This window comes from uncultured Microbulbifer sp. (assembly GCF_913055755.1).
In the GTDB taxonomy this organism is placed as follows: domain Bacteria; phylum Pseudomonadota; class Gammaproteobacteria; order Pseudomonadales; family Cellvibrionaceae; genus Microbulbifer.
On record NZ_CAJXKH010000126.1, the window covers coordinates 1 to 8,704 of the forward strand.

The following is an 8,704-nucleotide window of genomic DNA, read 5'->3' on the forward strand; positions in this document are numbered from 1 at the left end:
CAGAGCTACAGCCAGTACCTGCCCATGCGCCACTCGGTGGTGTTTGGCGGGGTGAAGATCAATCCGCAGATGATGCGCCTGCGCGGTGGTGCGGACATTCTGGTGGCCACCCCGGGCCGCCTGCTTGACCTGTACAACCAGCGCGCAATCAAGTTCGATCGCCTCGAGGCACTGGTGCTGGATGAAGCGGACCGCATGCTGGACATGGGCTTTATCCACGACATCAAGAAAATCCTGCGAGTGCTGCCGGCGAAGCGCCAGAACCTGCTGTTCTCCGCCACCTTCTCCCCGGAAATCCGCGCGCTGGCCAAGGGCCTGGTGAACGACCCGGTAGAGATTGATGTAAGCCCGCGCAACAGCACCACCAAGACCGTGCGTCAGAAACTGCACCCGGTGGACAAGTCCCGCAAGGCGTCCCTGCTGTGTCACCTGATCAAGGAGAACGGCTGGCACCAGGCGCTGGTATTCAGCCGCACCAAGCACGGTGCCAACCGCCTGGCGAAACAGCTGGAGCAGAGCCGGATTCCGGCGGCGGCTATTCACGGCAACAAGAGCCAGAATGCGCGCACCAAAGCCCTGGCGGACTTCAAGTCCGGCAAGGTGCAGATCCTGGTGGCCACGGATATTGCCGCGCGCGGCATCGATATCGACCAGCTGCCGCAGGTGGTGAACTTCGACCTGCCGAATGTGCCGGAGGATTACGTGCACCGTATCGGCCGTACCGGCCGTGCCGGCGCCAGCGGTCAGGCAGTTTCACTGGTATCCGCGGACGAAATCAAACAGCTGCGGGATATCGAGAAGCTGATCCAGAAGCCGATCGAGCGCGAGGAAATCAACGGTTTTGAACCGGATCACCAACTTCCAGAATCCGGTGGCAAGATCGGTAAAGGTTCCCAGGTACGCCGTGGTGGTGCCAAGCCAGCGGCCAGGAATGGTAGCGGGAACAGGAGCGGCAACCGCAGTGGAAATGGCGGTGGTCAATCGGCGGGGCGCGGCAACGGTCGCGGAGGCAACAACAAGGACGGCAATCGCAATGGCGCGCCCTCGGGCAACAATAACGGTAGTCGTCGGCGCCGCCGGCCGCAGCGCCAGAGTGAGACCGCGTAATACGCGCACTTGCATCAGCAACAAAAAAGGCGATCACTGATCGCCTTTTTTGTTGCTGTCAGTTTTTCTGCTGACTGGCCAGATAGTCCAGCGTCAGCTGGGTGATCGCCCTGGTGCCGACTTTGAGCGCACTCTCGTCGACGTAAAAACGTGGCGAGTGATTGCTGGCCGCGCTGGCGGGATCGGTGCCCTTCGGGGTTACCCCGAGGAAATAGTAAAAACCGGGAATTTCATTGGCAAAGAATGAAAAATCCTCGGCACCGGTCACCTTCGGCACCACCACGACCTTGTTGTCGCCGGCCGCGGCCTTGAGTGCCGGAATGGCGGCTTCGGTGAGTTCGGGGTTGTTGCTGGTTACCGGGTAACCCTCGAGAATTTCCACTTTCGCCCTGGCGCCGCTGCTCTCGGCAATTTTTTCCGCGGTCACCTTCAGGCGCTTGAAAATTTCCTGGCGGTTTTCCATATCAAAATTGCGGATGGTGCCGTTCAGGTAAACGCTATCCGGAATAATATTGTTGCGCACACCGCCGTCGATCACGCCGAAGGAGACCACCGCGGGCTCCTTGGTGATGTCGACCTGGCGGCTGACCAGTGTCTGGGTCCCCATAATGATCTGTGCCGCGGCGGTGATCGGGTCTACCCCGCCCCAGGGGCGGGAGCCGTGGGTCTGGCGCCCCTTCACATTGATGCGGAATTCATCGGAGCTCGCCATCAGCGGGCCGGAGCGATAGCCGATCACGCCGCTGGGCAGACTGGAGCTCACGTGCTGGCCGAACGCCACCGCGGGTTTGTATTTCTTGAACAGCCCCTCTTTCAGCATCAGCTCGGCGCCGCCTTCCTCGCCGTCCGGGGCTCCCTCCTCTGCAGGCTGGAAGATGAACAGTACGTTGCCGGCCAGCTCGTCGCGCATTGCCGACAGCACCTGGGCGGCGCCCATCAGCATCGCCACATGGGTATCGTGGCCGCAGGCGTGCATTACGCCCACTTCCTCGCCGTTGTATTGGGTTTTGGCTCTGGAGGCGAATGAAACTTCCACCTCTTCGGTTACTGGCAGGGCATCCATATCGGCGCGCAGGGCAACCGTGGGGCCGGGTTTGCCGCCCTTGAGCAGGCCGATCACCCCGGTGTGGGCCACGCCGGTTTCCACTTCGATGCCCAGGGACTTCAGGTGCGCAGTGATGTACTTGGCGGTTTCAAATTCGCGGTTGCCCAGCTCCGGGTTCTGGTGGATATGGCGGCGCCATTCGATGACCTTGGGTTCGGTCTGCGCCAGCAGGCTGTTGGGGTCTGTGGCGCTGGCTGTGACGGAGGCTGTAGCGGCGATGGCCAGTGACAGGGACAGCAGAGATTTTTTCACGGCGATTTCCTGTTTTTGCGGTCGGTTGTTGTTATGGTTTGAAGTCGTCCACCAGCAGCGGTTTGCGCTGGGTTCAGGAGCAATTTTTCTTTGAATCTCCAGGCAGGATAACCCCATGACCAGTCCGATCATAGAGCGTTTGCAGGCGCAGCTGCAGGCGGGCAAGGATTCACCGCTGCTGCGCTTTGGCCTCGGAAGTGCGCTGTTCAATGACAAGGCCTATGGCGAGGCTGCGGAACACCTGCGGGAGTGTGTCAAGCAAATGCCGGACCATTCGGCGGCCTGGAAGTTGTTGGGGCGCAGTGAAATGGCGCTTGGCAATGACAGTGCGGCAGTGCACGCATTCGAGCGTGGTCTCGCGGTGGCGCGGGAAAAGGGAGATGTACAGGTGGAGCGGGAAATCGGCGTGTTTATGAAAAAGCTGGCGAAGAAATCTGGTTGAAGCGCATGCTTTCCCCCGCAGAGGAAAGCATGCGTGCACCGCAGTCAGTCCTTGCGGGCGATGTTGCTTTTCACCCGTTCGGCGAAGTCCGCAACCCCCTGTTCGGTGCGCTCCACCTTGCGGATGGTGCCATCTTCGTTGAAGTGCAGGTATTCCGCGGTGGAATAGCGCTGGCGTTTCTCGCAGCTGGACACCGGCGACTTCAGCCAGCGGTGGTAGAACAGGATCCACTGCCCCTTGTATTCCACAATGGAGTGGTGGTTGTTGCTCTGGTTTTCCTCGTCCATGAATACCCCCTGGTACTCCCAGGGGCCCACCGGTGAATCGGACATGTAATAGCTCAGTGCGCGGTTGTTCTCCGGCATGGTGAAGTAGTATTTGTCCCCGCGCTTGAACACCCAGGGGCCTTCCATCTTGGGCTCGTAACCGCCCATATCCATTTTCTGGAAATCCCCCTTGATGCTGCGCATATCGTCGGCCATTTCCACCACGTAATAATCGAAACCGGTACCGTGGAAGTACAGGTAGGCCTTGCCGTCATCGTCTACGAACAGGGCGGGGTCGTTGGCGTAGGGTTCGCGCCACAGGGGACCGCCGATCGCGTCCTTGAACGGGCCGGTTGGCGAGTCGCTGACGGCGACACCGATGCCCATCCACTTGGTGCTCTTCTCCGGGTTGACCCGGTCTTTGTGGCCGTTGCCGGCGGGGAATACCAGGTAGTATTTGCCGTTCTTGTAGGCGGCGTCCGGAGCCCAGGCGTAGTTGTCGGCCCAGCTGAGGTCGTCTACCGACAATACCGCGCCGTGGTCCTCCCAATTCACCAGGTCATCCGATGAGAACACGTGCCAGTTCTTCATCCAGAAGTCTTCCTGGCACTCCTCGTCGTGGGAGGTGTAGAGGTACATCTTGCCGTCTTGCCACACGTGGCCGGAGGGATCGGCGGTTTTGATGTCGCTGCCGAAGTCCAGCGGGTTCTGCGCCTGGGCGGCGGTGGCGCCCAGCAGCAGTGAAAACAGGGCGGCGCTAAGTTTTTTGTTATGCACGGGGTTACTCCTTCATCGCGGAAGGGGGAACCCTTCCTGCCTGACCTTTTATTTATTTGGCCTGTCCGATTCTACAGGATGGCAACCAAAAGGAAACCGCACCGGGTGGTGCGGTTTATGGAGGCATTGGCGGGGTGGCTGGGGTGCGAGATGGTGTGCGAGGTGGTCAGAATTTGTAGCCGAGGCCCACGGAATAGACCCAGGGGTCCACGTCAACATCGGTGGTGATACGCACCCAGTTGCTGTTCTGGTCGCGGAAGCTGATTTTCGCTTCGGTGTCGATATCCAGGTACCAGACCGCGGCGTTGAACAGCCAGCTGCTGTTTTGGCCGAACAGGATGTCGATCCCCACTTCGCCGGCCAGCCCCCAGGAGTCGTCCACATCCAGGTCTGCCCGGCTCACCGCGCCGAGTACATCCTCGAAGTAGCCCTGGGCCACGGTGCTGACGTCCTCATCCATAAAGGTGGTGAAGTTGACGCCAAAGCCCACATAGGGCTGTACCCAGGATTCCTTGCACACCGGGAACCACTGTACCGTGAGGGTCGGGGGCAGCTGTTCGAGGCTGCCGAGGGGCACCCGGCCGAGGGCTGGGTTGTCGATGGGTTCCACAGGGTCCGGCAGCCCGCCCACGTCCAGGTCGTGTTCGAACGGCAGTGCCGCCAGCAGGCCCAGGCCGAAATGGTCGGCAAACAGCCAGGTGGCAGTGATGGTGGCGCTGTCACCGTCGTCCACATATACCTGGGTATCCGGCAGTCGCACGCTGCCGTCGATCTGCAGCCAGTCGGAGTCATCCTCCGGCTGTACCCAGCCGTAGCCGAGGCGGACGATAATGTTTCCCTGTTCGTAATCCGCCAGGCACTGCGGGGCGCCCAGGGCGGTTGCCAATAGCGCGACGGCCAGGCTGACTGCTTTCATTTCAGATCGCTCCTTGAACTGCTAAAACGTAAAACGCAACAATTCCAGTCTAGTCGCGGGGGCGGCCGTGAAAATTCATTGCGTTTAACCGGGCGACAGGCCTTTATGAATCTGATGTGTCATAATAAATGTGATCACAAAATGGATCGGTGGAATCAGTGAATCCTGGTCTGCCCAGACTAACAATGCCCTGATAGACGAAGTGGTGGTGCCAATAATGAAGATCGGTGTTCTGAAGACGGACGATGTGCGCGAGCAGTTGGTTGGCGAATTCGGCGAGTACCCGGAAATGTTTGCCGAGCTGTTGCGTCGCGAGGACCCCTCGCTGGAGTTTGTGACCTATGAGGTACAGCACGGCCACTACCCGGAGGATATCGATGAGGTGGATGCCTATCTGATTACCGGCAGCAAGACCGGGGTGTACGACGCGCAGCCGTGGATTGCGCCGCTGATGGATTTTGTGCGCGAGCTGCACCGCCGCGAGAAGCCGACCCTGGGAATCTGTTTCGGTCACCAGCTGATTGCCCATGCCCTGGGTGGTGAGACGCGCAAATCGGAGAAGGGCTGGGGGGTTGGCGTGCACAGTTACGAGATCCAGGAGACCCCGGGGTGGATGGTGGAGCCGTTGGAATCGTTCAGCCTGCTGGTGAGCCACCAGGACCAGGTGATGACGCCGGCGCCGGGCACCAGGGTGATTGCCTCCAGTGATTTTTGCCCCTACGCGCTGTTACAGGTTGGTGAGCACATGCTTACCATGCAGGCGCACCCGGAATTTACCAAGCCGTACTCGCAAGGATTGATGGAGCTGCGCAAAGAGGTCTTCGGCGAAGACATGGTGGAAAAGGGCAAGGACTCCCTGCAGAACGATATTCACACCAGTGCGGTGGCGCGCTGGATGTTGGCGTTTTTGAAGAGTGCCGCGTAGCGAGCGAGGCCTGGAAAAGCCGGGACTGGCGCCTTAATCGAATACCTGCAGGTATTTGCTATCGCCGTAGTAGTGGAATTCTTCCAGTGCGCTGTAGGCGAGTTTGATGACATGGTCGTCGTCACTGTTGAATGCGCGGTTTTGGATGTCCGCCTGTTTTTGTGAAATATGCCTATTTTCTGCAGGTGCAACTGGCTGGATGATTTTCGGCCCGGTGCTCAGGTAGGCAATCACCAGTCCCTGCCAGAAGTAGCGCAGGGCAACTTCTCTGTCTCTGCAATAGGGCAGGATCAGGCGCAGTGCGTGGCAGCCGGTGACGCCGTGTAACAGTGTGAAATCTTTGCTGCCGAGGTAGGCGGTGAGCGCGACACTGGCAATGTCTTCCAGGCTCAGCTGTTGCGGCTGAATCGGTGTGTCCATCCAGCCCGGTTGGCCGGTAACGGCGTGCATGTGATCGGCGATGTTGCCCGGTGCCAAGGGGATGTCGCTAAATTGTTTGGCCAGTGCGGCAATCACTTCTGCCGCCGGACGCGGGGTTCTCTGGGAGCTGGCGCTGAGGGTGTGGTAGTCGAGGTTCCAGTAGGCCAGTCCCATGGCCACCTCTTCCAGGTGGCGGGCGTCGATGCCGTAGGCGGTGCGGATGAGTCCGTGAAATGCGGCGGTGGCGATACTGGGCAGCAGTGACGGCAGTTCCCGCCGCAGGCACTCGGCGATGCCGTGCTGTTTCAGTTGCCGCTCGTAATAGTGCAGGGCGCTGGGAAACAGGTCGTCGCGGTTGCGACACAGGTCGACATCTTTCAGTTCCTCCACCGGGCTTCCCGGGCGCAGTTGCAGGTGGGGTTCGGAGCGGTCAAAGGCGTGTTGCAGCCGCTCCGGGCCTGCGCCCATTTTGTCCAGCGCGATCAGCACCATCGGCAGGTGGTTGGCGAGGCGGTCGCCGTAGTGCACGTGGTAGCGGCCAGCGGTTTCCAGCAGCTGCGCGCAATCCCGGGTAATGCTCATTCAACCTCCTGTGAATGCTGAACTCATTCGACGGTTACCTTATCCCCCAAGTGTATGGTCTGCGGTTTCTGCCCGCCAAATGCCGGCGCCAGGTTCATGCCGAAGTAGATCTGCCCGTCCTCCCAGCGCCGGTACTGCGCCAGGGTGCGCAGGGGCTCTTTGTGGGCGCGGCCGGTAAAGGGGTGCAGGCCGGGTATGGCACAGCGGGCGCAGGGGTGGGTGCAGTCCAGTACCAGGGGGCCGTCGTGGGTGTGCACGGTGAGGGTCTTCCACTGGTCTTCGGCAAAGGGCTCGCCGCCGCTCACCACCAGGTTGGGACGGAAGCGCAGCATGGAGACGGGGTCGCTGAGGCGACTGTTGAGGTCGTCCAGGGATTCCTGGCTGATGATCAGCAGCGGCGCGGCATCGGCGAAACCTACCTGGCGGTCCTGGCGCGGGGCCTGCAGCGGGCGCCGGAATTCGTCGCCCATGGCTACCAGTCGCACCGGGGACTGCAGCTGCTCACTGAGCCAGTGGGCGGCGTCGTCGCCCGCATCCCGGGCCTGCACGTCGTCGTCCCATACCCGCACGGTATTCACTTGCGCCTCGGTGCCGGGCTGGCGGATCTCGATCCTTTCCCCTTCGGGGTTTTCCAGGCGCACGCCGTCGGTGATAACGGTTGCCTTGAGCTGGGCCATGGCCCGCAGGCGGCGCTGGGTGACAAACTGGTTGTCCGCGTCCACCAGCATCCAGCGGCGGTCGTTGACGGCGCCGAATTGATCCAGTGGCAGGGATTTGCTTTTGTGCCCCTGCAGGGATTTGACCGGGAAATGGTAGAGCGCGGAAATATGCACGGCCTGCTCCTCTGGCATGATGCGGTTGCTGCAAGAGTAATCGGAACTGCGTCAACAAAAAAGGCGGCCCGCAGGCCGCCAATCTTCATTCTGTGAGACTAAATGAAGCTGAGAGGAAATCAGGGTTCGGAGGGCTTGCCGAATTCCGGGAAGCCTTCGTCGTTCCAGCGGATTACCTTGACGAAGGTGTGGCGGTTGGGATCCCACAGGGGGTCGCCGACGATTTCGGTGTAGGTGCGCGCGTGGAATACGAGGATGTCTTCACTGCCGTCTTCGGAGACGGTGAAGCTGTTGTGGCCGGGGCCGTAGATGCCGCGTTCGTAGTCGCTTTCCAGTACCGGTTTGGGGGACTTTTCCCAGCTCGCCGGGTCGAGTACATCTGCGTTTTCATCCGCCCACAGCAGGCCCATGCAGTAGTTGTGGTTGGTGGCGCTGGCGGAGTAGCCGATAAAGATGCGGCCGTTTTTCTTGATCACTGCGGGGCCCTCGTTGACCAGGAAGCCGATCACTTCCCAGTCGTATTCCGGCTTGGTCAGCAGTACCGGTTCGCCGACGATGGAGGTGGGGGTGTCCATCTCGGCGATGTACAGGTTGGAGTTGCCGGCAATGCCCGGGCCTTTCTGGGCCCACAGGTAGTAGTGTTTGCCCTTGTGCTCGAATACGGTGGCGTCGAGGCAGAAGGTGTCGATGCCGGAATCTACCTGGCTCAGTTCCCACTCCGCGTCCAGCGGGTTGGCGCCGGTGGTGATCAGCGCGTACATGCGGTGCTGGAACAGGTCGTGCTTGATTTCGCGGGACGGCGCTGCGGCGAAGTAGATGGCCCAGGTGGGCGCCTGGCCTTCGATGTGCAGGTGATGAATTTCCGGTGCCCAGATCAGGTCGGAGTAGGGGCCGGTTTCCGGCTTGGTCCACACGGTGACCTTTTCGGCGTCGGCAAGACCGGCAATGGTTTCGCTGCGGCGGAGTTCGAGGCGGTCGTACTGGGGAACAGACGCGATAAAGTAGTAATAGCCATCGCTGTGCTTGTAAATAAACGGGTCGGCGCGCTGTTCGATCAGCGGTTTTACCAGCGGCTCTGC

The 8,704-nt window shown here is 60.6% G+C and carries 9 protein-coding genes; 3 read left to right on the plus strand and 6 right to left on the minus strand.

Features of this window, described 5'->3' with window-relative positions:
- Positions 1-1,107: helicase-related protein (locus QZ511_RS15535; protein WP_295803729.1), on the plus strand; the 1,107-nt coding region annotated here is incomplete at its 5' end.
- A gap of 58 nt (positions 1,108-1,165) precedes the next feature.
- On the opposite strand, the gene QZ511_RS15540 is transcribed toward QZ511_RS15535, so the two are convergent.
- Entirely contained in the window at positions 1,166-2,464 is a 1,299-nt protein-coding gene (locus tag QZ511_RS15540) for an amidohydrolase (protein WP_295803730.1), read from the minus strand.
- Between the two features lie 115 nt (positions 2,465-2,579).
- On the opposite strand from QZ511_RS15540, the gene QZ511_RS15545 reads away from it, so the two are divergent.
- Positions 2,580-2,906 carry a tetratricopeptide repeat protein gene (locus QZ511_RS15545; protein WP_295803731.1) on the plus strand — a complete coding sequence of 109 codons (327 nt, stop codon included), beginning with the start codon at positions 2,580-2,582 and terminating at the stop codon, positions 2,904-2,906.
- A gap of 44 nt (positions 2,907-2,950) precedes the next feature.
- Here QZ511_RS15545 and QZ511_RS15550 read toward each other — a convergent pair whose 3' ends face one another.
- Complete coding sequence (locus QZ511_RS15550) at positions 2,951-3,949, minus strand: family 43 glycosylhydrolase (RefSeq protein ID WP_295803732.1); 999 nt, start codon at positions 3,947-3,949, stop codon at positions 2,951-2,953.
- Positions 3,950-4,115: 166 nt separating this feature from the next.
- Positions 4,116-4,865: an OmpW family outer membrane protein gene (locus QZ511_RS15555; RefSeq protein WP_295803733.1), complete on the minus strand. Its 750-nt coding sequence runs from the start codon at positions 4,863-4,865 to the stop codon at positions 4,116-4,118.
- Positions 4,866-5,082: 217 nt separating this feature from the next.
- On the opposite strand from QZ511_RS15555, the gene QZ511_RS15560 reads away from it, so the two are divergent.
- Positions 5,083-5,790, plus strand: a complete 708-nt coding sequence (locus QZ511_RS15560; RefSeq protein WP_295803737.1) for a gamma-glutamyl-gamma-aminobutyrate hydrolase family protein — start codon at positions 5,083-5,085, stop codon at positions 5,788-5,790.
- 33 nt (positions 5,791-5,823) lie between these two features.
- Here QZ511_RS15560 and QZ511_RS15565 read toward each other — a convergent pair whose 3' ends face one another.
- The 3 genes from QZ511_RS15565 to QZ511_RS15575 all read right to left on the minus strand — a co-directional run.
- Positions 5,824-6,792: a questin oxidase family protein gene (locus QZ511_RS15565; RefSeq protein WP_295803741.1), complete on the minus strand. Its 969-nt coding sequence runs from the start codon at positions 6,790-6,792 to the stop codon at positions 5,824-5,826.
- A gap of 23 nt (positions 6,793-6,815) precedes the next feature.
- Positions 6,816-7,643, minus strand: a complete 828-nt coding sequence (locus tag QZ511_RS15570; RefSeq protein ID WP_295803744.1) for an MOSC N-terminal beta barrel domain-containing protein — start codon at positions 7,641-7,643, stop codon at positions 6,816-6,818.
- Between the two features lie 101 nt (positions 7,644-7,744).
- Positions 7,745-8,704: family 43 glycosylhydrolase (locus tag QZ511_RS15575; RefSeq protein ID WP_366935671.1), on the minus strand; the 960-nt coding region annotated here is incomplete at its 5' end.